Origin of the sequence: Mycobacterium sp., from assembly GCF_049278535.1 — a bacterium.
Lineage (GTDB): Bacteria > Actinomycetota > Actinomycetes > Mycobacteriales > Mycobacteriaceae > Mycobacterium.
The window spans coordinates 1-23,479 of sequence record NZ_JBAPMI010000199.1; the positions used below are offsets into that span (position 1 = coordinate 1).

At 66.7% G+C, this 23,479-nt stretch carries 18 protein-coding genes and 1 tRNA gene; 4 read left to right on the forward strand and 15 right to left on the reverse strand.

The features are described from left to right. Positions 1–44 precede the first annotated feature (44 nt). Positions 45–3,323, reverse strand: coding sequence for an arabinosyltransferase domain-containing protein (locus WAO18_RS13600; protein WP_422206789.1), 3,279 nt, complete (start codon positions 3,321–3,323; stop codon positions 45–47). 274 nt (positions 3,324–3,597) lie between these two features. Here WAO18_RS13600 and WAO18_RS13605 point away from each other — a divergent pair, with 274 nt between their 5' ends. Further along, on the forward strand, positions 3,598–5,013 hold the full coding sequence (locus tag WAO18_RS13605) for an MFS transporter (protein ID WP_422206790.1): 1,416 nt from the start codon (positions 3,598–3,600) through the stop codon (positions 5,011–5,013). Positions 5,014–5,043: 30 nt separating this feature from the next. Here WAO18_RS13605 and WAO18_RS13610 read toward each other — a convergent pair whose 3' ends face one another. The 11 genes from WAO18_RS13610 to WAO18_RS13660 all read right to left on the reverse strand — a co-directional run bounded on the left by WAO18_RS13610 (position 5,044) and on the right by WAO18_RS13660 (position 18,563). Beyond that, positions 5,044–8,298 carry an arabinosyltransferase domain-containing protein gene (locus WAO18_RS13610; protein ID WP_422206791.1) on the reverse strand — a complete coding sequence of 1,085 codons (3,255 nt, stop codon included), beginning with the start codon at positions 8,296–8,298 and terminating at the stop codon, positions 5,044–5,046. After that, the gene (locus WAO18_RS13615; RefSeq protein WP_422206792.1) at positions 8,298–10,202 is read right to left on the reverse strand and encodes a galactan 5-O-arabinofuranosyltransferase; all 1,905 of its coding nucleotides are present in this window, start codon (positions 10,200–10,202) and stop codon (positions 8,298–8,300) included. The genes WAO18_RS13610 and WAO18_RS13615 overlap by 1 nt, the downstream gene beginning before the upstream one ends. Next, positions 10,203–10,994, reverse strand: coding sequence for a decaprenylphospho-beta-D-erythro-pentofuranosid-2-ulose 2-reductase (locus tag WAO18_RS13620; RefSeq protein ID WP_422206793.1), 792 nt, complete (start codon positions 10,992–10,994; stop codon positions 10,203–10,205). It abuts the gene before it with no gap. Then, positions 10,995–12,377, reverse strand: coding sequence for an FAD-binding protein (locus WAO18_RS13625; RefSeq protein ID WP_422206794.1), 1,383 nt, complete (start codon positions 12,375–12,377; stop codon positions 10,995–10,997). 86 nt (positions 12,378–12,463) lie between these two features. Next, positions 12,464–12,874, reverse strand: a complete 411-nt coding sequence (locus tag WAO18_RS13630) for a GtrA family protein (protein WP_422206795.1) — start codon at positions 12,872–12,874, stop codon at positions 12,464–12,466. 25 nt (positions 12,875–12,899) lie between these two features. Beyond that, on the reverse strand, positions 12,900–13,382 hold the full coding sequence (locus WAO18_RS13635; RefSeq protein WP_422206796.1) for a GreA/GreB family elongation factor: 483 nt from the start codon (positions 13,380–13,382) through the stop codon (positions 12,900–12,902). 123 nt (positions 13,383–13,505) lie between these two features. Further along, positions 13,506–14,300, reverse strand: a complete 795-nt coding sequence (locus WAO18_RS13640; protein ID WP_422206804.1) for an ABC transporter permease — start codon at positions 14,298–14,300, stop codon at positions 13,506–13,508. A gap of 32 nt (positions 14,301–14,332) precedes the next feature. Continuing rightward, positions 14,333–15,235, reverse strand: coding sequence for a glycosyltransferase (locus WAO18_RS13645; protein WP_422206797.1), 903 nt, complete (start codon positions 15,233–15,235; stop codon positions 14,333–14,335). Then, a complete protein-coding gene (locus WAO18_RS13650; RefSeq protein WP_422206798.1) occupies positions 15,232–16,023 on the reverse strand; it encodes an ABC transporter ATP-binding protein in 792 nt (263 codons plus the stop codon). The genes WAO18_RS13645 and WAO18_RS13650 overlap by 4 nt, the downstream gene beginning before the upstream one ends. 11 nt (positions 16,024–16,034) lie before the next feature. Then, positions 16,035–16,499: a bacterial proteasome activator family protein gene (locus WAO18_RS13655; protein WP_422206805.1), complete on the reverse strand. Its 465-nt coding sequence runs from the start codon at positions 16,497–16,499 to the stop codon at positions 16,035–16,037. 90 nt (positions 16,500–16,589) lie between these two features. Beyond that, entirely contained in the window at positions 16,590–18,563 is a 1,974-nt protein-coding gene (locus WAO18_RS13660; protein WP_422206799.1) for a DUF6541 family protein, read from the reverse strand. Positions 18,564–18,672: 109 nt separating this feature from the next. Between WAO18_RS13660 and WAO18_RS13665 the strand changes: the two genes are divergently transcribed. Continuing rightward, positions 18,673–19,869 (forward strand): cysteine desulfurase-like protein, encoded by a 1,197-nt coding sequence (locus WAO18_RS13665; protein WP_422206800.1) that lies wholly within the window; start codon positions 18,673–18,675, stop codon positions 19,867–19,869. Between the two features lie 69 nt (positions 19,870–19,938). Here WAO18_RS13665 and WAO18_RS13670 read toward each other — a convergent pair whose 3' ends face one another. Then, positions 19,939–20,916, reverse strand: a complete 978-nt coding sequence (locus tag WAO18_RS13670) for an NAD(P)H-quinone oxidoreductase (protein WP_422206806.1) — start codon at positions 20,914–20,916, stop codon at positions 19,939–19,941. Between the two features lie 66 nt (positions 20,917–20,982). Between WAO18_RS13670 and WAO18_RS13675 the strand changes: the two genes are divergently transcribed. Then, a complete protein-coding gene (locus WAO18_RS13675) occupies positions 20,983–21,486 on the forward strand; it encodes a MarR family winged helix-turn-helix transcriptional regulator (RefSeq protein WP_422206801.1) in 504 nt (167 codons plus the stop codon). Positions 21,487–21,505: 19 nt separating this feature from the next. After that, a tRNA-Ser gene (locus WAO18_RS13680) sits at positions 21,506–21,592 on the forward strand. Positions 21,593–21,595: 3 nt separating this feature from the next. Here the strand turns inward: WAO18_RS13680 and WAO18_RS13685 are convergent. Together WAO18_RS13685 and lipE are read right to left on the reverse strand one after the other, a co-directional pair. After that, positions 21,596–21,934: a hypothetical protein gene (locus WAO18_RS13685; RefSeq protein ID WP_422206802.1), complete on the reverse strand. Its 339-nt coding sequence runs from the start codon at positions 21,932–21,934 to the stop codon at positions 21,596–21,598. Between the two features lie 23 nt (positions 21,935–21,957). Next, the gene (gene lipE, locus WAO18_RS13690) at positions 21,958–23,214 is read right to left on the reverse strand and encodes a lipase LipE (RefSeq protein WP_422206803.1); all 1,257 of its coding nucleotides are present in this window, start codon (positions 23,212–23,214) and stop codon (positions 21,958–21,960) included. Positions 23,215–23,479 lie beyond the last annotated feature (265 nt).

The following is a 23,479-nucleotide window of genomic DNA, read 5'->3' on the forward strand; positions in this document are numbered from 1 at the left end:
GTTGTCGCGTGCGGGGCCGGTGGTCGGATGCTCGGTCTGTGTGCTCACGGGAGTGCTCGAATCGGTCCTTGTCGGCTCCAGCCGTTGACGGTTCTGACGCCCTGCTGGATTGCGGCGAGCGGCGCGACATCGTCGGGGAGCCAGCGGTGGTATTGCTCCACCTGTCCCCAGTCCCGATACCAGTCGCCGTTCAGATAGGTCGGGACGGTCGACGTCCACATCAGTGCCTGGGTGAACAGGAACGGCCCACCGGACTTCGTCGCCTGCCACAGGTTCGACGACGCCGACGTCTGTTTGTGGTCAGGCTGGATCCGGTAGTCCGGCAGCTCGGCTACCCCGAGATGTTCGGAAAATGGCCGCTGGCAAGGGAAATTCGCGGCGGTCGCGATGTCCATCAGCACCGGCTTCTGCGGCCCGATCAGCTGCTGCAGGGTCTTGGTCACCGGCACCCGCGGCGGGGTGAACGCGAACCACTGGTCTTCGCTGAGGTTCGGGTCGTACGCGACGATTCGGGCGACGTTGGCCTGCGGCGGTGCCCAACTCATCGGGAAGCGCAGGTTGCGCCAGGCGGGCTGTGGCCCGATGTCGATCGGGAACATCAGGCCGAGCGGTTGCACACTGCCGTCGGGTTTGGTTGCGCCCCACTGCAACCGCAGCGACTGGCCGTACATGAAGTCGCCGTCCTCTTTGTAGGACCAGATGGCACCGGAGGCGGCGACGACGACCAGTGGCCGGTCCGGACTGCGGGGCGGCATCTGGTACCACGCCGACTTGGCGGTGGCAGCGCGGGCGTTCTCGCCGTAGCTGCCCATCACCGGCGTGCGCGCGGGGTCGAGGCCGAAGGGCAGCGCGGCCTGCGAGCCGTTGACGCCGGTCGGGCCCTTTCCGCCGGCGGTGCCGGCCGAGTCGGTGATGGACGCGTTCGGCTTGTTCGGCGACGCGTCGGAGTTGACCACGCCCGGCTTGGTCACCACCGGGTCGGACTGCAGGTTGTCGCCGACTCCTTGCGGCGTGAAGCCGACCGGGTTGTCGCCACCGAGCGGCCCGTCGGGGCCGAATTTCTGGCCCGCAACCGGTTGCAGCACACCCTCATTGGGGTCCGGCTCGGCCAGCACATCGTCGGCCATCGCGCAGCTGGACGGTGAGAGTCCGGAGCTGAGCGCGGCGAAGTTGGCCTTACCGGTGGTGTACATCGGGTAGCGCAGCACCGCGCCCTTGCCCAGCGATGCGACTTCACCGAACACCATGATCACGGCGACGACCAGCAGTGGCGTGGAGGCCAGCACGCGGTTGCGGCGGCTGTCGGTGACCTCGGTGTGCCCCGCGTAGTCCATCCGGAAGTGCTGCCACGCGGCGAGCAGGCCCGTCGCGATCGACAGCGCCAGGAACATCGACGTCACCGGATGACTCGCGATCACCGGCTGGATGTCGAACCACGGAACGCCGTAGTTGTTGACATAGAACCAGCCGTTGATGCCCGAGGTCGCCCACGCCAACATGAACAGCAGCGCCGTCACGTACAGCGTCAGGTTCCGGCGATTGTGCAGACCGATCCGCGCCACGGCGAACGCCGTGACGGCGCCCAGTGCGCCGGCCAGCCCGGCGAACGCGCCGAACTGGATCGCCCATTTCGTCGGCGTGAAATGCAGCAGCAGCAGTCCGATCGCGCATGCGCCGATCAACCGCCAGGTGGGGCCGCTGGCCACACCAGGGAGGCTGCCGCGGCGCAGCAGCACGACCAGCACGCCGAACAGGCACAGCAGCATGATCAGCACGGCGAAGCGCCGCGTCATCGACCCCTCGGCGTTGTTTTCCACCGTGAGGAAGTAATAGCGCAGGAACTCCTGATACCAGGCGATCGTCGGGCCGACCTTGTACTTGATCCGCGCCGCCTCGGCGACGGTGGCAAGCGTCTGCGAGCGGAACACCACGATGATGATCAGCGACAGCGACGCGGCCAGCACCGCCAGCGGTGCCAGCAGGCCGTCAGTTGCCTTGCGCCGCAGAATGATCCGTGCGATCGGCCGCGCCGCAACGAGCAGGGCGGCGACCGCGATCAAGCCCTGTGGCGCCAGCGTCGCGGTCAGCGTCGCCACGATGATCGCCAGCGCGGCCGGCACCAGCCGACGGGTGGCGATCGACGTCTCGGCAAGCACCCAGGTGACCACCACTCCCAACGCAATCAGCGGCTCGGGACGCAGGCCGTTGTTGAACGGCAGCCAGGCGGCCAGGAACACCGCGCCCGCCGTCCACACCGCCACCCGGTTGCCGGCCAGCCCGCCCCGGCCGGGGCCCAGCCGTTGCAGCATGAAGCGGCTGATGATGAGCCACGTGCCGATCGCGGCCAGCGTGGCGGGCAGCCGCATCCACACGCCGGCGGTGCTCACCGACGCCAGCTGGGCCAGCACCGATTGGTACCAGTCGAAGGGCGCCTCGGAGGTCCCGAAGTACCGGTAGTAGTTGGCCACGTAGCCGGCCTGCCCGGCGGCCCGGGCCATGGTCAGGTTGTAGCCGTCGTCCGATGTGGTCGCACCGATGACGTGCCAGAGCAGCAGCGTGCCGATCACCCCGGCGTCGGCCAGCCAGGTGGCGATCCCGGCGCCGAACCAATGCCGCCAGTTGCGCGGCGTCCGGTGTCCCGATTGCCGGTCCAGGACGGCGAGCGCGATGATCGAGGCCAGCACGGCCAGGCCACCCAGCGCCATCACGGCCCGCTTCAGCGAGGTCGGGACGACGATGAAGCGGGTGTCGACGTCGACGCGGGCCGACAAGCCTGGCTGCGCGGGCACCGCCAAATCGGTGAAGATCCCGCCGACCGCGGGCTTCTTCTCCGGCGCCAGCTTGCCGGTGGACCCGGGGATCCCGACGAAGTCGGCGCCGGCGCCGCCTGCGTCCGCCCAGATGTGCAGGGTGCGGCAGGTGGCGGCGGCAACCGCAGAGCGGGGTGCGACCGCGGCGACCGAGTCCCGGAACGCGACGACCACGGAATCTTTGTTGGCCCGAACGAACAGCCCGCTTTTGCCGGTTTCAAAACCGTTCACCGGCAGCGTCGACACCACCAGCCCGCCGTCGGCCGGCAGCGTGGCTATCGCGGCGCACGGAATCGAGATGTCCATCGCCCGCGGCGCCCCGGAGACCAGTGGCGCGGTGATGTCGGTGATGTGGCCGTCTTTGAGGCCCTGTGGCCACAGGATGGTCGCTGTCGTCTGCTTGACCGGAAGCAGTGGAACCACCGCGCACAGCAACGCTCCGAGGATCCCCGCGACGATGGCGACCACCCGCGCGAGCCGATGCGTCGATCGCTCACTCTCGTCGTGGGGCACGAGGGACGATGGTAGGCGACTTGACCACCGGCGACGATGCAGCCCGCCGAGCGGGCTGAAGAGGAGCCGGATCATCAGGCGCTGCGCCGGCTGGGTAGGAGGCGGGGTAATCAGTAATCAGTCCGTAAAGATCCAAACCGAATTCATAGAAATCCTGCCGCTGACGGTGCAGGTCAGTGCGTTGGATGAGCCGATTCAACCCGCTCGACGTGGCCCGATGCCCCTTTTGCGGCCGTTCGACTACTCCAGACGAACATGGTTTAGTAAGTCAACGGTGGTGAATTTAACCGAGCAGCAACAAATCACCACCGGCCAGTGGCGTGAGTTATGGAGTCCCCCCTACCTACGGACTTCTGCTGTCATCGCCGGGGGCGTGGTGCTGTATTCCACCAACGAGTTCCTGACGATCAGCATGTTGCCCAGCACGGTCAATGAGATCGGCGGCGAGCGGATCTACGCGTGGGTGACGACTCTGTACCTCGTTGGGTCGGTGGTCGCCGCGGCGACGGTAAATACGCTGTTGCACCGCATCGGCGCGTGCATCTCCTATCTGATGGGCTTCGCGGTCCTCGGTGTCGGCAGCCTGGTGTGCGCCGCCGCGCCGACCATGGAAGTCCTGCTGGCCGGCCGCTTCCTGCAGGGACTCGCCGGCGGTCTGTTGTGCGGTCTGAGCTTCGCCGTGATCAACGCCGTGCTGCCACGCGCGCTCTGGAGTCGGGGCTCTGCCATGGCCGCCTCGACCTGGGGCATCGGCGCGTTGGTCGGCCCCGCGATGGGCGGCCTGTTCGCTCAGTTCGGCGCTTGGCGGTGGGCATTCGGCTTGCTGGCGATGCTCAGCGTCGCGATGGCCGGGCTGGCCCCGGGACTGCTGTCCATGGACGGTTGCGAGCAGGCCACCGAACGTGACGCGGCCCGGATCCCGGTGCCATCGGTCGTCCTGCTGGGTGCCGCGGCCCTGACCGTCAGCGTGGCTTCCCTTCCGCGCAACAGCTTCGCGACCGCCTGCCTGCTGATCCTCGGCGCGCTGCTGGTGGGCGCGTTCCTGGTCGTCGATCGGCGGATGGACACCGCCGTTCTGCCCGCCAGCGTCTACGGCTTCGGCCCGCTGAAGTGGGTCTACCTGACCCTCGGCCTGCTGGTTGCTGCCACCAAGGTGGATCTTTACGTTCCGCTGTTCGGTCAGCGGCTGGCGCACCTGGGGCCGATCGTTGCCGGGCTGTTGGGTGCGTCGTTGTCACTGGGCTGGACGATCAGCGGACTTGGCAGCGGCTCGCTGAACAAGGCGCGCTCGATCGTGGCCGTGGTGATCGGTGCGCCGCTGGTAATGGCGGTCGGCCTGGCGCTGGCCGGAGCCGCGCACGTGCAGGGCGCGACGACGGGCATCGTCATCGCGTGCGCGTTGGCGCTGCTGGCTGTCGGGGTCGGTGTCGGTGCCGCTTCGCCGCACCTGTCGGCATGGGCGATGAGCGACGTCGACGACCCGGCGGAGGGCGGCGCCGCCGCTACCGCGATCAACTCGGTGCAGTTGATTTTCGGCGCGTTCGGCGCCGGGCTGGCCGGCGTGGTGGTCAACCTCGTCGACGGCGGCGGGGCGTCAGCGGCCCGGTGGGCCTTCGCCGTGTTCGCCGCTCTCGCGTTGACCGCCTGCGTCACCGCCTACCGGGCCGGACGCCGGCAGATCGCGTTCTAACCGGCTGTTGCCTTTATCGGCGTAGCTGTTCTATTGGCGTAGCGGCGCCGGACTCCACAGGCCGCTGCGTGTTGCCGAACCAAGGTCGAGTCGGGCGGGCCCGGCATTCGGGTAGTACGGCGTAAGTTGCTGCAGCGCACCCCAGTCGCGGGACCAGTCGTCTTTCAGGTAGGTCGACACGGTGTTCGGTCGCACCAGCAACTCGGCGACCCCCAGCGGTCCGCCGCCGTTCTTGTCCATCACCGGTGAGTTTGCCTCGGCGCCGAACCGATCGGGCAGAATCCGCCACTTCGGCCTCTCGTCCACACCGTTCTGGTGGCTGAATGGCCGTTGGCATGGGAAGGCAAGGCCCACCAGCCAGTCCAGTAGTACCGGGTCCGTCGAGCCGACCACATCCTGCAGCGTGCGCAGTCGGGGGATCCGCGGCGGAGTGACCGCGATCCAGTGCTGTGGCGCCAGGTCTTCGTCGTTGGCCACCACCCGGACCTGGGTGGCGTCCGACGGCAGCGCGGACAACGGTGCCCGCAGGTTGCGCCAGGCCGGCGTCGCACCGACGTCGGCAAGTCCCACCGCGCCACCTGGCTTGTTGTCGGCGGCCTGCTTGTCGGTGGCCCACTGGATCTGGACCTCGCCGTAGTTGAACCGGCCCGCCGCCGAGACCACGAGCAGCGGCCCGGCCTCACCCCGCGGCGGCAAGCGGTACCAAGCCGACCGCAACCGGGCCGGCACCTGCACGCCGGATCGCCAGCTGCCCAGCACCGGCGTCTTCGCCGAATCCAGGCTGAAGGGCAGCCGGGCGCGCGAGCCGTTGATGCCCGGGGCGGCGGTGGTGCCGCCTTCGGTGCCCGCTTCGCTGTTGACGGTCCCGTCGTCGCTGACGAAGCTGCGGTCGCCGGGACGCTCCATCACCGGGTCGGCGGACACCGTGGACGGGATGCCGTTGGGGTCGAAGCCCTCCGAATAGCCGTCGGCCAGCGCGTCGGCCACCGGCGCCGAGACGGGCGACAACATGCCCGCGTTCGGGTTCTGCTCGACGAGAACGTCGGTTGCCAGCCCGCAGGTCTTACCGATCAGCGCCTGCAGGTTGGAGCGGCCCACCGACCAGGCCGGGTATTGATCGGTCATGCCCAGTGTCAGCGACAAAACCTCGAAGAAGACCAGCGCCCACGCGGCAATACCCAACGGGGACTGGATGATTCGGGCCAACCGTGACTCGCTGGGCGGGTCGGCATCGCTACCGCTTTTGACGAAGTGGAACCAGGCGGCCAGCAGCGCGACCAAAACGGTCAACCCCAGAAATCCGGTGGTGAATCCGAAGTGCCACTGCGGGAAGGCATTTGACCAGGGCACGCCGAAGTTGGAGACGTACCACCAGCCGTTGACGCTGGCGAATGACAGCGCGACGACGAACAGCATCACCGTGGCGAACAAGGTCCGGTTGCGTCGCGAGCGCATCGCCGCCGCGGTGACCGCGACGGCGGCCAACGCCCCGAGCGACCCGGCCAACCCGGCGAACACCCCGAAGTGGTGTGTCCATTTGGTCGGGGTGAACATCATCGCGATGAACGAGATGATGGTGATTCCGATGATGCGACGGCTCGGCCCCGCGGCGGTGCCCGGAATTCGGCCCTTGCGCAACGTCATTGCCACCGACACGGCGAGCGCGACCAGCAACGCCAGCAGGGCGAATCGGCGGGCGATCGACCCATCGGGGCTGGCCATGAACAACCGCTCGTAGCGGAGGTGCTCGTCGAACCAGCTCAGGCTCGGGCCGAGTGCGCGCTTGAGTGCGGTCGCCTCCACCTCGCCGGTCAGCGTCTGATCGCGGAAGATCAGGATCACGTTCACGGTGACCGCCGCGACGATGGGCGCCAACAACGGCAGCACACCGAACTGCCGGGACCGGCGGTGAATGATGGTGCGCAGCGGTCCGATTGCCACCAGCAGCGCGCCGATCGAGGCGATACCGGTCGGGCCGGAGAACAGCGTCAGGCCACCGATGATGCAGGCCGCGGCCACCGGCAGCAGCCGACTGGTGGCCACCGCGCGCTCCACAGAACACCAGGTCAGCAGGATGCCGACCGCGATGATCGGCTCGGGTCGCAGCCCGTTGTCCAGCGGCAGCCAGACCGCTAGGAACGTGCCGGCCGCCGTCCAGGCCGCCGCCCGACTGGTCTTCACGGCATGCCCCAGCCGCGGGATGACCTCCCGGCTGATCACCCACCAGCACGACAGGGCCATCAGCAGTGTCGGCAACCGCATCCAGCTGCTCGCCGTGCTGACGTGAGCCCACAGTGCCAGCAGGTCGTAGTACCAGCCGAATGGCGCCTCGGGAGTTCCCAGCCAGCGGTAGTAGTTGGCCATGTAGCCGGCATGCTCGGAGACCCGGGCCATGGTCAGGATGTAGCCGTCGTCGGCGGTGTTGGCTCCGACGAAATGCCACCACACCAACGCCAGCGTGACCAGGCCATCCAGCCCGCTGATCGACCACCATCGCGGCGGCAGGAAGCGGCGGTGCCGGGTGCCGTCGGCGGTGTCCAGGATGTGCAGCGCGATTAGCGCGGCGATGGTCAGCGCCACTCCGAGCACCATCGCGGCCATCTTCAGCGGCGTCGGGGAGCTGCTGTAGCGGGTGTCGACCGTGGCGGAGAACGTCAGGCCCGGCGGGGCCGGTCCGCTCAGATCGGTGAAGACGCCGACGATCTGCGGACGGAAGTCGTACCCGCTGCGCTCGCCGCGCAACGCCGCGCCCGGATGCTCGGCGTTGGGACCCTGGGTGAGCCCGACGAACTCCCCGATCACCCGGTCGGCGTGCGCGGTGAAAACGAGTTGCTGGCACGAGTCGCTCAGCACCTGGCTCAACGGCGCGACGACCAGCGGGACGTTGCGCACGACGAGCACCAGGTCGTCGTTGGCGCGCTCGATCAGCAGACCGCGATCCACGGCCTTGGGTGCCTGCTTGGGCACGGTGGACAACAGGACCGTCTTGCTGCTGTCGCCGGGGCCGGCCAGGCCGGCGGCGGCCTGACACGGGATGCTGATCTTGAGGTCGGTGGCGACGTAGCCGATCAGCGGGGCTTCGACGCTGCCGAGCACGCCGTTCTGCGGCCAGTTCAGTTGGGCGGTGGTCTGTTTGACCGGTAGCAGCGGGGTCGCGACCGCCAGCAGGGCGCCGAGTAGACCGGCGACGACGGCGACCGTCCGGGCAGCCCGGTAGCTCCTGACCGCGTCGCTACCCACGGGGGTAGATGCTAGTTGCCTGGCATCCGCTGCCTCGGTAGCCATCAGGGTTTGCGAATGGCCAACACGAACGGGCCGATCTTGGTGACGGTGAACCGCGGGTCAGCGAAGATCGCGGCGTTCAGTTCGACGGTGTAGCGGCGCACGTTCGGCTGGTTGGGGTAGACGTCTTCGGCCAGCCGCAGGGTGTAGCTGCTGCCCATACCAGCAGACGTAGCGCCCGCAGAGCCGCCGTGGCGCATCAGGAAGACCGTTGGCGGGGTCCACGGCAGCGCGTCCAGGGCGTGCACGAACGGGTCCGCGGTTTTGAGCTTCGACCAGCTCTTGATCGCCGCCGCTCGCTTGTCGAACTGCGCAAGCGGGTTGGCGTAGTGCGACGTCAGCCCTTGAAAGCCGAAGTAGGGGTAGTAGGACAGGAAGCTGTAGTCGGCGGTCATCACCACCGTCTGGTCACGCGGTTTACCGGTCGCCCGGGTGATCGCGGTGTCGATCTCCGGGTAGAACTTCTCGGAGCCGGGCGGACGACGGTCGCCGCGCTGGCCGTGCCCGTCGGTGTCGGTGTAGGCGATGGTCAGGTCGGGGCGCAGCACATCGGGGATGTCCTGGCTGAACGCGATCGCCGCGGCCAGCCCGATCGATGCCGCGACCGGCAGCACGGAGCGGCCCCAGGCATGCTCACGTCCGCGGGCGGCCAACGCGCCCGTGCCTTCGATGAAGCCGAATACGCCTGCCGCGGTCAGCAACACCGTCAGGGTCGGCTGCAGCCGGAAGGACAGCAGCGTGATGCGCGCCAGCGTGGCCAGCATCGACAGCAGCGACCACAGGTAAACGGCGAGCACGCCGATGGTCAGACCGGCCGCGCGCACCGAAGATCGGCTCCGAACGACCAGCCACAGCGTGCCGAGCAGGCACAGCGCTCCCAGCAGGGTGAACTTCAGCATCGGGAAGGTCAGCTCGGCGCCGTCGGCCGGCAGGTAGTGGTAGGCGCTGCCGGTGTTGCTCACCGGGTCGTGAGCCAGCCGCAACAGGTACGGGAGCCAGGTCGTCGCGCCGATCGCCGCGGTGAGCACGCCGATGACCGCCAGCCGCAACAACGGATCCAGCGCGGCCTTGAGGCCGTCGCGCCGGCGAGATACCGCCAGCACCAACGCCATCAACAGCACGGTGAATGCGCCGTAGGCCAGCAGCAGCGTGTAGCAGGTCGCCGCGACGCCGAGAAATACCCCGGCGCCGATCACCGCGGCCCAGCCCCCGGATCGGATTCCGCCGCGCAGGCCCGACCAGGTCAGGATCAGCACCGGCGGCAGCAGCACGGTGATCATCGCCGAGTACGGCTCCGGCGAGCTGTAGGCCAGCGTCACCGCAGCAGTCGCAGCCGTGACGATCACCGCGTACTCGAAGCGGATCATCCGCCACCACAACACCAGCGCCACTGCGATCGCGATCGTGATCGAGGTGATCGCCCACGGCTTGAACATCTCCCAGCCCGGCGTACCGGTCAGCACGGCAACGCGGCCGCCGATCCAGAACCAGCCGGGCGGGTAGAACGGCGGCAACCCCGCATAGGTCATGTCGTGCAAGGCGGCGCTGTCGGTGAGCCGGGTCAGGTATTCGGTACGGAATTGCTGATCGACCGAGATGCCGAACAGGTAGAGCTTGGTCGCACCCAGCGGCATGCCCAGCGTCACCACCGAAAACGCGGACACGAACACCAGCGCCAGCAGCCGGGCCAGTGTCCGGCCCTTACCGCGCCGCCACAGCCAACCGGCGAGTAGCAGCCCGACGATGCAGCCGACCTGGCCGACGGTGGTCAGCGCGTGTAGTTGATTCGACGACGGGAACGCGGGCCATTGCACCCGGCCGATGGCGGTCAGCGAGATCACCGATACCGCCGCGGCGATCGTCACCGCGATCACCATGTGGCCGACGGTGGCCAGCGCGTTGCGCATCTAGATGGGCAACTTACGGAAGATCGGCCGCGGGATGTGCCGCAGCACCATCATCACGTAACGGAAAGTGCCCGGCGCCCAGACGAGTTCCTTGCCCTTGGCCGCCGATGTGACCGCCAGCTCGGCGACGGCTTCCTTGTCGACGGTGAATGGTGCTTCCTTGGCGCCGGTGGACTTCCAGTGCTCGATCGTCGTGGTGGTGCGCACCTGGCCCGGACGGATGACTAGCACACGAACACCGTTGGGCCGCAATGCTTCTCCGAGTCCGAGATAGAAGCCATCAAGGCCGGCCTTGGTAGACCCGTAGACGAAGTTGGACCGCCGGACTCGCTCACCGGCCGCCGAGCTCATGGCGATGATCTGCCCAAAGCCTTGCGCGCGCATCTTCTCGCCCAGCAGCACGCCGACCGAAACCGCTGCCGTGTAGTTGATCTGGGCGATCTGCACGGCCTTGGTCTGGTTTTGCCACAGCTCCTCGGCGTTGCCGAGCAGGCCGAACGCGACGATCGCCACGTCTATATCTTTTGGGTCCCCGCCTCCAAATGCCGTGTCGATCACCGTGGGATGTTGCGCGGTGTCGACGCCGTCGAAGTCGATCCACTCGACGGACTTGGCGCCGGCGGCCTTCATCTGTGCGACGGCCTTGTCTTTCCCCGGATGGCCGGGGAGATCGGCCAACACGATGCGGGCGTGCGCGTTGCGCAGGTAGCGCTCGCAGATTGCCAGCCCGATCTCGGATGTACCGCCCAACAGCAGGATCGTCTGGGGGTTTCCTACGGCGTCAAGCACCATTTACAGCAGCTCCAAACGTCGGGCCATGTCCGAGACGAAGACCCCGGTCGGATCGACCTTGCGGCGCACCGCAATCCACTCGTCGATGCGTGGGTACATGGCGTGGAAGTTGTCGGCGCTGACCCGTGAGTCCTTGGCCGTGTAGACCCGGCCGCCGAATTCCATGACGCGGGTGTCGAGCTCGTTCAGGAATTCGTTGACGCCGGGCTTGTTCGGGAAGTCCATTGCCACGTTCCAGCCGGCCATCGGAAAGCTCAGCGGCGCGCGGTTACCCGGCCCGAAAAGCTTGAAGACGTTGAGGAAGGAGTAGTGGCCCTGGGTCTGAATCCAACGGATGATGCCTTTGAACTCGTCCATCGCATTCGGCGGCACCAAGAATTGGTGCTGGGCGAAACCCGCAGGGCCGTAAGCGTATTGCCATCCCGTGGTCAGATCGAGCATGTGGTAGAACTGCGTCAAGTTGACGATCTTGTTCTGGTAGTTCCCGCTCATCCGGTAGAACGCCTCACCGACCATGCTGCCCGTCAGCTTGGTCACCACGCCGACCGGGAAGATGTTGGGCACCGCGGGCAACTGTGGGGCAGTGAACTGCAGCGGATTCTTGGCGAGCTTCGGTGGTAGCTGGTCTACCGTGGCCAGGCTGCCGCGGCTGATCGCCGCACGGCCCAGCTTGGGCGGCGCGCTGATCGAGTCGAACCAGGCGCTGGAATATGTGTAGTTGTCCTCGGTGCCGTCCAGGTGCACCGCGACCGTTTCGTCCAGATCATGAGTGGCGACGCCGTCGGCGATGAAGTACGCCGTCTCGGTCGGCGTCATCGCAATGGTGGCCCGCAGCACGATGCCGGTCAGCCCGTTGCCGCCTACGGTGGCCCAGAACAGCTCGGCCTCCTCGCCGTCGGGGGTGAGGTGGCGGATCTGCCCGTCGGCGGTCAGCAGCTCCATCGAGACGACGTGGTTGCCGAAGCTGCCCGCGCTGTGGTGGTTCTTGCCGTGGATGTCGCAGGCGATCGCCCCGCCTACGGTGACCTGCCGGGTGCCCGGCAGCACCGGCACCCACAGGCCGAACGGCAATGCCGCCTTCATCAGCTGATCGAGGCTCACCCCGGAGTCGACGTCGGCCAGGCAGCTGGCGGAGTCGATCGAATGGATCTTGTTCAGCGGCGTCATGTCGATCACCAGGCCGCCGCCGTTCTGGGCGTTGTCGCCGTAGGAGCGACCCAGCCCGCGGGCGATCACCCCCCGTCCGCCGGCGTCGGCGACCTGGCCAACCGCCTTGGCGATCAGCTCGGCGTCCGGCGTGGCCAGCACGTCGGCCACCGACGGCGCGGTGCGACCAAAACCCGTCAACCGGGTTTTGGTGGTCGGAATGTCGCTGCTCAACATCGTCAAAGAGGCTACCCGCCCGTCCGGCGACGATGCGGGACGCTTGCGTCCCGAGCAGGAGCCGGACTATCTGGCCGGGTCACGGTTCAGCGCAGCCGGAAGATCACCGAGCGTTGCACGATGAAGTTGATCACTGTGGCGGTGCCCTGCGCGATTACGAACGCCGCCGGAACCCGCCACGGCTCATTGGCGAACTGCAGGTAGAAGGCGTAGTTGATGCCGACCTGCACGCAGTAGGTGAGCGCGTAGAGCAGGCAGACGGCGATGAACCGGGCCTTGCTGGGCGGTGCCTGGAACGTCCAGCGCCGGTTGATCAGGTAGGCGGTTGTGGTGCCGACGACGAAGCTGAGTGATTTGGCGACGTTGACCTGTAGGCCCACCCGCAGCAGCAGCACATATAGGCCGAAGTCGACGATCGCCGACAGTCCGCCGGTGACGATGAATCGCCACGCCTGCGTCTTGAGCGGCAGCTGCGCGTTCGCCGCGATCTCGGACATCGGCGCGAAGTCTACGGGTACTTCGCTAGGGAAATTTCACGTCCAGCAGCTCGACCTGCTGTTCGCCCTGCGGTGTGGTGTAGCTGACCTTGTCGCCGGCTTTCCGGCCAACCAGCGCGAGGCCCAGCGGGCTGCTCGCGGTCAAGGCCTCGGCTTCGCTGTCGACCGAGGCCTCTTCGATTACCGAGATCACTTGCATCTTGACCACGTCGCCGTCGGAGAACCGCAGCTTCACTTCCGTGCCGAAGGGCAATTGGTTGTCCCCGTTGGATGGGGCCGGGCCGGCGTGCAGCAACCGGTCGAGTTCGGCGAGCCGCTCGTCGAGGCCGACCAATTCGTCGGCGCGCTGGATGGCATCGGCGGCGTCGGCGTGATCACTGACGGCGCCGCGGTCATTGCGGACTTCTGCTTCCAGCCGGTCGCGGCGTTCACGCAGCCGGGCCAACTCGGCGGAGATGCGTTCGCGTGACCCATCGGAAAGCCCAGAGGGCTCGACTTCTGCGCTCACCTGTCAGACCTGTCTGCTCGACGATGTGTGGCTATGGATTATTCACGCGTGCCGAGCTCATGAGTAGGCAATTCGCCCTTGAATTAAACCCAGCGCCGTTGAATTAAACCCAGCGCCGTCGAATTAAACCCAGTACGCGACGCGAGCGCGGTATTGGCGCATCGCGAATGCGGCCACCACCCAGCCCACGATCGTCAGCCCGATCACCACCGCCCAGTGCCGCAGCTCCTGATGCGAGCCGAGCAGCGGCGCGCGCACCAGATCCAAATAGTGCAGCAGCGGGTTGAGCTCGACGATCTTCGACCACTGACCGGCGCCCTGCTGCCGCAGGGTGTCGTCGTTCCAGATGATCGGCGTCATGAAGAAGAGCAGCTGCACGATCGAGAACAGCAGCGGGCCGATGTCGCGGAAGCGCGTCGCCAGGATGCCGAAACACAGCGACACCCACACGCAGTTGAGCACGATCAACGCCAGCGCCGGAATCACCGAAAGGTCCGCCCACGACCACGGTTTGGGAAAGATGATCGCGATGACGACGTAGATGACGATGTTGTGCGCGAACAGAATCATCTGCCGCCACACCAACCGGTAGACGTGCACGCTCAACGGCGTCGGCAGCTGTTTGATCAATCCTTCGTTGGCGACGAACACTTCGGCGCCTTCCAGGATCGAAGCGTTGATCAGATTCCAGATGATCAGGCCGAGGGTGACGTAGGGCAGATGCACCTCGAGTTGGAGATGGAACAGCTTGGAGTACAGGCCGCCCATCGCGACGGCCGTGGTCCCGGTGGCAATCGTGATCCAGAACGGCCCGAGCACCGAGCGGCGGTAGCGCTGCTTGATGTCCTGCCAGCCGAGATGCAGCCACAGCTCGCGACGACGGTACCCGTCGGCCAGATCACCCCAGGCCCGGGTCATCGTCTTGGACTGTGCTGCAACGTCAATGAACGTCACGACGCCTCCGGTCTTCCGAATTGTTCCCGGCGGCCCAACCGGCGTAGCCGCAGCCACTCCAGCAGACCTTTCGGGTCGCGACGGGACACCAGGAAGAACCAGCCGAACCGCAGCCATTCCTGGACCAGCAGTTTGCGCAGACCCGGCTGCGCAAGCAGGTAACCCCGATTGCGGTAGGTGAAGTAGCGCTTGTTGGCGTCGTCGGGATATTGCGTGTGCATCCGTCCGGCGAGGATCGGCTTGAACTCGGCCGAGCCGCATGGATGCAGGTAGGCGGCAGTCAGGCAGGTCCCGAACGCGAGCCCGGATCGGACCAGCCGGCGATGCATCTCGACCTCGTCGCCGCGAACGAACAACCTCAGGTCGGGGACACCGATCGACTCGAAAGCTGCGGCCTGGAACAGTGCGCCGTTGAACAGCGAGGCAATGCCCGGCAGCAGGTCCTGGCCGGGTTCGGTGCGCAGTTCGCTGACCAGGCGACGCCAGACCAGGCCCCGACGCAACGGGAACGCCAGCCGCTGCGGGTCGTCGGCGTTGCACACCATCGGCGATACCTCGGCCAGTCGATGCTTGTCCGCGCACGCCAGCAGCGTGGCCAGCACCTGGCTGTCCTGCGGGTGACCATCGTCGTCGGCCAGCCACACCCAGTCGGCGCCCAGCGCCAGCGCGTGCAGGATGCCGAGCGCGAATCCGCCCGCGCCGCCGAGGTTTCGGCGCGACGGCAGGTATGTCGTCGGAATCGGTTGACCGGCCACCAGGTCGCGCACGCGTTCGTCGTCGTCGTTGTCGACCACGATCAACTGGTCGGGCAGCCGGCTTTGAGTGCTCAAGGCGTCCAACGACTTCGCGAGTTCGTCGGGGCGCCGGTGGGTGACCACGACGGCGCAGACCATGCTCATGCGCGGTTCGTTTCAGCGAGCACCTCACGTACATGCCGGGCCGCGTCGTCGCCCTCATAGGCCCGCACGACGTCCTCGATGCCGCCCGTCATTTTGATGACGCCGTGGTCGATCCACATCGCGGTCTTGCACAGCCGGGCCAGGAATTCGTTGGAATGGCTTGCGAATACCAGGATCCCGGAGCGTTCGACCAGCTGCTGCAATCGCGTCTGCGCCTTTTTCAGGAAGTCGGCGTCGACCGCGCCGATGCCCTCGTCGAGCAACAGGATTTCCGGGTCGATGCTGGTCACCACGCCCATCGCCAATCGCACCCGCATACCGGTGGAATAGGTCCGCAGCGGCATCGACAGGTAGTCGCCCAGCTCGGTGAACTCCGCGATCTCGTCGACCTTGGCCATCATCTGCTTGCGGGTCTGCCCGAGGAACAGCCCGCGGATGACGATGTTCTCGTAGCCGGAGATCTCCGGATCCATCCCGACCCCGAGGTCGAACACCGGCGCCACCCGGCCGCGGACCGTGGCCGAGCCGCGGGTCGGCTCGTAAATGCCCGAAAGTAGCCGCAGCAGAGTCGATTTCCCAGCGCCGTTATGACCGACCAGCCCCACCCGGTCGCCAAGGTTCAGCGACATCGTGATGTCCCGCAATGCCTCGATGACCACCACATTGGACGCGTTACGCCCGATCGAGCCGCCGAGGACGGTCTTCTTCAGCGAGCGCGATTTGGCGTCGAAGATCGGAAACTCCACCCACGCGTCGTGGGTCTCGATGTATGGACCAGTCGGCGTCACCGGTTGTCTGCCTAAAGGTATTGCCCGGTGCCAGAACCGGATCCGCCGGGCCCACCGGGCCTGCTGACGCCAGGGGGCAGCCCGCGCTGCTCACGCATCTGCTCGAGCTGCGCGCGCGCGGCCATCTGCTGAGCGAACAGTGCGGTCTGGATCCCGTGGAACAGCCCTTCCAGCCAGCCGACCAACTGCGCCTGGGCTATCCGCAGCTCACCGTCCGATGGGACTGAGCCTTCGGTGAACGGCAGTGTAAGGCGATCGAGCTCGTCGCGCAGTTCGGGCGCCAGACCGTCTTCGAGTTCTCTGATGCTGGTGGCGTGGATCTCGCGCAACCTGTTGCGGCTGGCGTCGTCCAGCGGTGCGGCCCGCACCTCCTCGAGGAGTTGCTTGATCATGGTGCCGATCCGCATCACCTTCGCCGGCTGCTCGACCAGGTCGGTGATCGAACGGTCGTCGGAGTCGTCCTGCCCGGTCGCCATCAGCCGGGGATCGACGCCGCCGATGACCTCGATGCCGTCGTCGTCGTTGCCGTTACTCAATGCTCGTCACCTCTTGTCACGGTCTGGGGCTCAGTGGTGTACGGGCGTCGGGTCGCCACGCCATTCGTAGATCCAGGCTTCACCGTTGTCGTAGATCTTCGCCCACCACTTCGATTGGTCTATTGACACTAGTCCGTCGGGTACCTTGAACCCCCGGACTGTCGGGGCGCTGGTCAGGACGTAGCGAATATTGAGCGCCCGGATCGCTTCAGGCACCAGCGCGCGGGTCTCGCTGGAGACCCGCGGTAGCGCGTCGGCGTCGGCGTAGGCCCAGAAGATGAAGCGGTAATAGCCTGGGCCGATCTGTTGAGGGAAGTCGTAGTGCGTCCACAGCGGGTGCAGGTCGGCGACCGCGTACATCCACGCGGTGCCGTCGACGTTGGAGTCGCCGATCAGGGTCGTGCGGGCGCCCGGCAGCGTGGCCAGGTGGGCGAATGCATCGAGGTCTTTCTGGTTGATGATCACCGAGTCGTACTTGTCACCGAACAACACCAGATGCCGGTACAAGTACTGCCGCGCGCTGAAGACGGTGGTCAGCGCCAACAGCAGCACAGTGAGCGAAACCCACACGGGCGCAGGCAATTTGATGAATCGCTTGGCAACTGCGACGGCGCCGACGACCAACGCGAACACCGCCACGGCCGCCATTGGCGTCACCAGCATGGTCACCACGGCCGACAGCCGGCGCGGGTCGTTGTAGAAGAACTGGCTGAACTGTTCGATGGCGACACCAAGCGGATTACGGAACGGCGCCCCCGAATAAATGGTCGCCACAGTGAGCACCAGCCAGAGCACCGGCGGCCACCAGATCCGCCTGCACAGCAGGATCGCCATGCCGATGCCGCTCAGCACGATCAGGCCGTACTGCGTCGGGAAGTCGTTGAGGTGGCGGGTGTGCAGCAGCAGCGCGTCGATGACGCCCTGCTTGACGGTCTTGAAGCTGGGGAAGGCGTGCCCGGCGATGATGCCGGCCTGCTTGGCCACCCCGATGAACTGCGGCGCCAGGATCAACATCGTCGGCGCCGTCACCACGGACAGCGTCAGGAGGTCGGCGAGCCGACCGCGCACCGGATGCCACCACGCATCCATCAGCCACCAGGCCAGTGCGAACAGGATCACCACGAACCCACCGGTGAGATGTACCGAGAAGATACCGACCAGGGCCAGCACCGCCACCGGGATTCGGTCGCGATGCCGCAGCGTCGAGATGACCAGAACGAACGTCGGGACCGCGACGCCGTAAGCCGCCAGGTTGGGCATCGCCGCGGTGCCGAACTCGACGTAGGGCACCGACGTGAACGACGCCGACAACGCCGCGGCCGTGGCAGCCACGCCTGCGGCGTGCTCGGTGCGAGGCCGAAGCAGTTGCCAGGTCAGCATCGCTGCGCTGGACGGGAACAGCCACACTGCCGCAGCCACCGAACTCAGGGTGTAGCCGGTCGTCGGGGCCGCACCGGTCAACTGGCAGTACACCGCGGTCAGCGCATGAAACACCGATGGGTAGTACAGCGGTTGGTGGGTCTCGACGTTGCGCAGCTCGCCCATATGGGTCGACGACGCCTGCCCGGTGTCGAGGATGAAGCGCACGGTGTTTGCGTGCCAGACCGCATCCCAGGTGCTGGGGATGGATTGCCAGTGCACAATGCCTCGGTAGGCGGCCCACATGATCAGCAGCGCGCCGAGTAACACACCCGCTGCGACGGTCAGCGCCTGCCGCCGGGCGATGCCGCGGGCCTCGGCCTCGGCGTCGCGGTGTCTGGCCAGCAGGGGTTGCAGTGCGACCATCAGGACGCACACCACGGCGAGCGCGGCGAGCGCTGTCCAGCCGGTCCACGGAATTCCGATGGCGCCGAACGGAATAATCGCCAAAGCCACGATGCCGTAGGTCAGCGCCGCGCCAATTGCGATCGCGACCGGCCACGTCAGCTGAGCGATTCTGGCGACGATTGCCCCCGGCGCTATCAGTAAAAACAAAGCGATCAGCATCCCCGACCAGAGCCCCACTCGACTAGTATGGCTGGCCGGGTGACCTGGCTCGGGACGGCGGGGACGTATCCGGGCGCCCGCTACCGTCACGATTTTTCTTATTGGGCATAGCTCTAAGGTGGCTGGTATGGCATACGACGTTGCCCGAGTACGGGGATTGCACCCGTCACTCGGCGACGGTTGGGTGCACTTCGACGCGCCGTCCGGGATGTTGATCCCCGACTCGGTGGCCACCACCGTGTCGACTGCGTTCCGGGGGTCGTTCCCCAACATGACCGGTCCGCATCCGTCGGCCAAGCGCAGTGCCGCGGTGCTCGAGGCGGCCCGTCAGGCGGCGGCGGATCTGGTCAACGCCGACCCCCGCGGCGTGGTGCTGGGTGCCGACCGGGCGGTGTTGCTGGCATCGTTGGCGGACGCATCGTCTACCCGCGCCGGCCTCGGCTACGAGATGATCGTCACACGGCTCGACGACGAGGCCAACATCGCGCCCTGGCTCCGCGCAGCAAACCGATTCGGCGCCAAGGTGAAGTGGGCCGAGGTCGACATCGAGACCGGCGACCTACCGTCCTGGCAGTGGGAGGGCCTGATCGGCCAGGCGACGCGTCTGGTCGCCGCGACGTCGGCGTCGGGAACTCTGGGCACCTTCACCGACCTGCGCCCGGTTGCCAAACTGGTCCACGACGTCGGCGGGATTGTGGTGGTCGACCACTCCGCGGCCGCGCCGTACCGATTGATCGACATCGACGAGATCGACGCCGATGTGGTGGCGATCAACGCGGTCGGGTGGGGCGGTCCACCGGTGGGCGCCTTGGTTTTTCGCGATCCCGCGATGATCAATACCTTCGCGTCGGTGTCGACCAACCCTTACGCCACCGGACCGGCGCGACTCGAGGTCGGTGTGCACCAGTTCGGTCTGCTCGGCGGCTTCGTCGCCAGCATCGAATACCTGGCCTCGCTCGACGAGTCCGCGCGCGGAACTCGACGCGAAAGGCTCTCCACCTCAATACAATCCGCGACCACATACATGGACGGGATATTCGAGTACCTGATGAGCTCGCTGCGCTCGCTGCCGTTGGTGGTGGTGATTGCGCGGCCGGAATCCCGGATACCCGTGGTCAGCTTCGCGGTCCACGAAGTTCCCGCCGACCGGGTGGTGCAACGGTTGGCGGACAACGGGATTCTGGCGATCTCCAATGCCAGCTCGCGGGTGCTCGACGTGATCGGAGTCAACGACGTCGGCGGTGCGGTCACCGTCGGGCTCGCGCACTACTCGACCATGGCCGAAGTCGACCAGTTGGTGCGCGCCCTCGCTTCGTTGGGCTAGTTCGCCTGGCTCTCCCCGCAAGCGGGAGGTGCCCCCACCCGGGACCGCCCGCATCGTCGCCAGGCGGGGCTAGACCTTTAGGACGATCTTCCCCGTCACCTGCCCCGCCGAAAGCAGGCGATGCGCTTCGGCCGCCTCCTGGATCGGCAGGCGCGCCCCGATCACCGGCCGGACGCGTCCGTCAACAATCATCGGCCAGACCGAGCTGACCACCTCCGCGACGACTTCGCTCTTGCTGTTCGGCCCGGTTGTCGGGCGGCCACGCAGCGTGGTGCCGATGACGTGCGCGCGTTTGCTGAGCAGCTTGGCGATGTTGAGCTCGCCCTTAACTCCACCCTGCATGCCGATGATGACCAGCCGACCGTCGGCGGCCAGCGCGTCGATATTGCGGTCCAGATATGCGGCGCCCATGATGTCGAAAATCACGTCAGCGCCCGCGCCGTCCGTCGCCTCGTGTACCCGTTCGACGAAGTCCTCGTCGCGATAGTTGATCAAGATGTCGGCGCCCAGCTCGCGGCAGGCTTCCAGCTTCTCCGGTGAGCCCGCGGTGACGGCGACCCGTGCGCCCAGCGCGCGGCCAACCTGGATCGCATGGCTTCCGACGCCGCTGGCCCCGCCGTGCATCAGCAGCAGCTGGCCCTCGCTCAGATGCGCCGTCATCACCAGGTTCCACCAGACCGTGCAGGCTACCTCCGGAACACCGGCGGAATCGGTGAGGTCGAGACCGGCGGGATGCGGCAGCAGCTGCCCGGCCGGGACTGCGACGTATTCGGCATAGCCGCCGCCCGCCAGCAAGGCGCATACCTCTTGCCCCGGCGACCAGTCGTCGACGCCGTCGCCGACCGCTTCGATCACGCCGGAGACCTCCATACCCAGCAGTTCGCTGGCGCCCGGCGGCGGCGGATACAGCCCGGCGGCCTGCAGCAGGTCGGCCCGGTTGACGCCGGCCGCGCTGACCTTGACCAGTACCTCGCCGGGCCCCGCGGCGACGTCACCGACTTCCTGCCAGAGCAGTCGATCGGCGGATTCGGCGACGATGGCGTACATGATCGCCACGCTACTACCTGCGGATTGTCTCTGTTCCAAAGGCGATGTGTCGCATAGCATGACGTGATGGCCGCCCTCATTGCCGGCCGGACAGCCAGCGAGATGCCCGGGCTTGACATCGCCGAGCAGAAGTCATGGCAAAACTTCCTGGACTCCACGCTGCGCTTGTATGCGATGCTCAACCGTCGACTGACCGAGGCGCACCAACTATCGCTGTTCGACGTGAGGGTGCTCGACATGCTGGACCACGCGCCGAGCGGGTCGGTTCGGATGGGCGATCTCGCCGAGGCGCTGGCCTCGTTGCCGAGTCGGCTCACCCGCCAGATCCGTCGCCTCGAAAGCCAGGGACTGGTGCACCGCGAGGCAAGCAAGGACGACCGGCGCGGGGTAGTCGCCGCGATCACCGCGGATGGCCGGACGGCTGCGCAGCAGGCCATGGTGACCTATGCCGAGTGCGTGCGGACCAACTTCCTTGGCCAGTTGTCGCGGTCGCAGGTCGCTGCGATGGGGGAGAACTGCCGCCGGATCAGCGCCGCGCTGAAGCTCTCCGATAGGGCTTCGAAGACCTGACACCGCTAACCTTGTCCGCGGTGGCGTGGCAGAGCGGCCTAATGCACTCGCCTTGAAAGCGAGAGACGGCTAAAACCGTCCGGGGGTTCAAATCCCTCCGCCACCGCCCTTAAACGTGCCGCATGACCGCGTTGGCCAGATGCACACCGATGCCGAGGGCGACGACGATCAGCACCAACGCCATCGTCGGCCAGATCCACATCAGCCGCCCGCGCACCGCTGCGACGATGACGCCTGACGCACCGATCAGGATCGCGAGCCCGACCCCACCCCACGTCACGAGGTACGCCGCGTTGAGCGACCCGGTGTCGCAGTGCTCATTGCACGAGTCGGTGGCCATCACGAAGAAAAACGAGAACGACACCGTGCCCAACGCGGCGAGTGCGGCGGCCACGCACAGGATCGAGGTGAGGGTGATGTCGACGACAGAATGGCGTCGCGGCTGCATCACTTGACTATGGCGCAACCTGACTATGGCGCAACCTGCGGAATCTCGGCGGCGATGCGGTCCATCAACGCCGTGTAGCGCTTGACCTCTGGATCCCTGCCAGGCTTGCCGCTGCTCACCACGCCGGCGGCCAGTCGGCGGTCGGGGTCGGCCCAGATCGCGCAGTTGACCAGGCCGAGATGGCCGAACGCTGCTGGTGCGCCACGGCCGAACGGGCCGAACCGCTTGGTGCCGAGCTGGAAGCCGGTGCCCCAGCGGGCCGGGAAGAGGCCGGTTGCCACGTCCGGTCGCAGTCGACGGCATTGCCGGGTTGCGCCACGCAGTGTTTCGGGACTCATCACCCTCACGCCGTCGAGTTCTCCTCCGCGGCACCATATCTCGGCAAAGCGCGACATCTCGGCCGCGTTCGAGATGGTGTTGGACGACGGGATGACGGTCTTGAGGAAAAGCGGCGTGTTGGTGATCGGGATGATTTCGTGGGTCGTCCCGCCGACCGCCTTGCGGAACGCCGCGGCGATCGGGGCGGGCAGTAGCGGCGTCCCAGTGGCGTGGCTGTGCGCCACCAGCGGGATATCTTGTTCCGCAACACCGAAATTGGTCCAGCGGAAGTTCAGCGGGTCGAGGATCTCGGTGGCCAGAATCTCACGAATATCCTTACCCGTTGCGGCGTAGACGATTTCGCGCATCAGCGGGCCCCAGGTCAGCGCGTGGTAAATGTGCACGAGCCCCGGCCGGTACAGCGGCCGCAAATTGCTGAGTTGCTCCTGCGCGTACTCGTGGTCGTCCGCGCGCTTGAGGTCCGCCTTGGGGCCGGTGGGAAACGGGACGCCGGCGCTGTGGGTCATCACGTGCCGAATGGTGGTGCGGTCTTTGCCGTGACTGGTGTACGTGGGGATGTATTCGCAGACTCGGTCGTCGAGGGAGAACACACCGCGTTCGACCAGCATGTGCACCACGGTCGCGGTGATCGCCTTGGCCGATGAATAGACGCAGAACGGTGTATCGGTCTCCACGGGAATCTTCTCCGCATCGGGTGGGTCGCTCGGCGCATTGCCCCAGCCGTGCCCGATCGCCCGGTTCAGCACGACCTTGCCGTTGTGCCGCAGGCACACCTGGATGGCTGGATGCATGCCCGCCTGATACCAGTGCCGCGCGGCTAGCCAGATTCGCTCGACGGCCGCCGCCTCGATTTCGGAGTGGTCCTCGTCGCCGATCGCGGTGACGGTGTCGAGGTCGGCCGGGATCCGGACTTTGCCCCGCAAGTCAGCGTGGTCGGTCATGCACATCCCCTCTGAAGTCGACGATCGAAGCCCCTCCGTGAGGGTACGTGGCCGACCAACTCGCCAAGTTATCCACAGTTGGACGTTTATCCACAGGCGTGGGTTTGGGGGAGGTATCCGTCTTTGGGGCGGACTACGATTCGAACATGCGTTCTAGTAGTCGGGAAGAGGTCGTCGAAGTCTTCGACGCACTCCGCGCTGCCATGAAACGCGCCCTGGACCTCAGATTCGACGCGCTGACCACCCCCGAACGGCTAGGCCTGCT

Coding starts and splice junctions, on each gene's coding strand:
- WAO18_RS13665 (WP_422206800.1), top strand. CDS start 18,673: ATGGCATACGACGTTGCCCGAGTACGGGGATTGCACCCGTCACTCGGC.
- WAO18_RS13685 (WP_422206802.1), bottom strand. CDS start 21,934: ATGCAGCCGCGACGCCATTCTGTCGTCGACATCACCCTCACCTCGATC.
- WAO18_RS13670 (WP_422206806.1), bottom strand. CDS start 20,916: ATGTACGCCATCGTCGCCGAATCCGCCGATCGACTGCTCTGGCAGGAA.
- WAO18_RS13645 (WP_422206797.1), bottom strand. CDS start 15,235: ATGAGCATGGTCTGCGCCGTCGTGGTCACCCACCGGCGCCCCGACGAA.
- WAO18_RS13630 (WP_422206795.1), bottom strand. CDS start 12,874: ATGTCCGAGATCGCGGCGAACGCGCAGCTGCCGCTCAAGACGCAGGCG.
- lipE (WP_422206803.1), bottom strand. CDS start 23,214: ATGACCGACCACGCTGACTTGCGGGGCAAAGTCCGGATCCCGGCCGAC.
- WAO18_RS13655 (WP_422206805.1), bottom strand. CDS start 16,499: ATGGCGACCGGGCAGGACGACTCCGACGACCGTTCGATCACCGACCTG.
- WAO18_RS13610 (WP_422206791.1), bottom strand. CDS start 8,298: ATGGCTACCGAGGCAGCGGATGCCAGGCAACTAGCATCTACCCCCGTG.
- WAO18_RS13675 (WP_422206801.1), top strand. CDS start 20,983: ATGGCCGCCCTCATTGCCGGCCGGACAGCCAGCGAGATGCCCGGGCTT.
- WAO18_RS13625 (WP_422206794.1), bottom strand. CDS start 12,377: ATGTTGAGCAGCGACATTCCGACCACCAAAACCCGGTTGACGGGTTTT.
- WAO18_RS13615 (WP_422206792.1), bottom strand. CDS start 10,202: ATGCGCAACGCGCTGGCCACCGTCGGCCACATGGTGATCGCGGTGACG.
- WAO18_RS13620 (WP_422206793.1), bottom strand. CDS start 10,994: ATGGTGCTTGACGCCGTAGGAAACCCCCAGACGATCCTGCTGTTGGGC.
- WAO18_RS13640 (WP_422206804.1), bottom strand. CDS start 14,300: ATGACCCGGGCCTGGGGTGATCTGGCCGACGGGTACCGTCGTCGCGAG.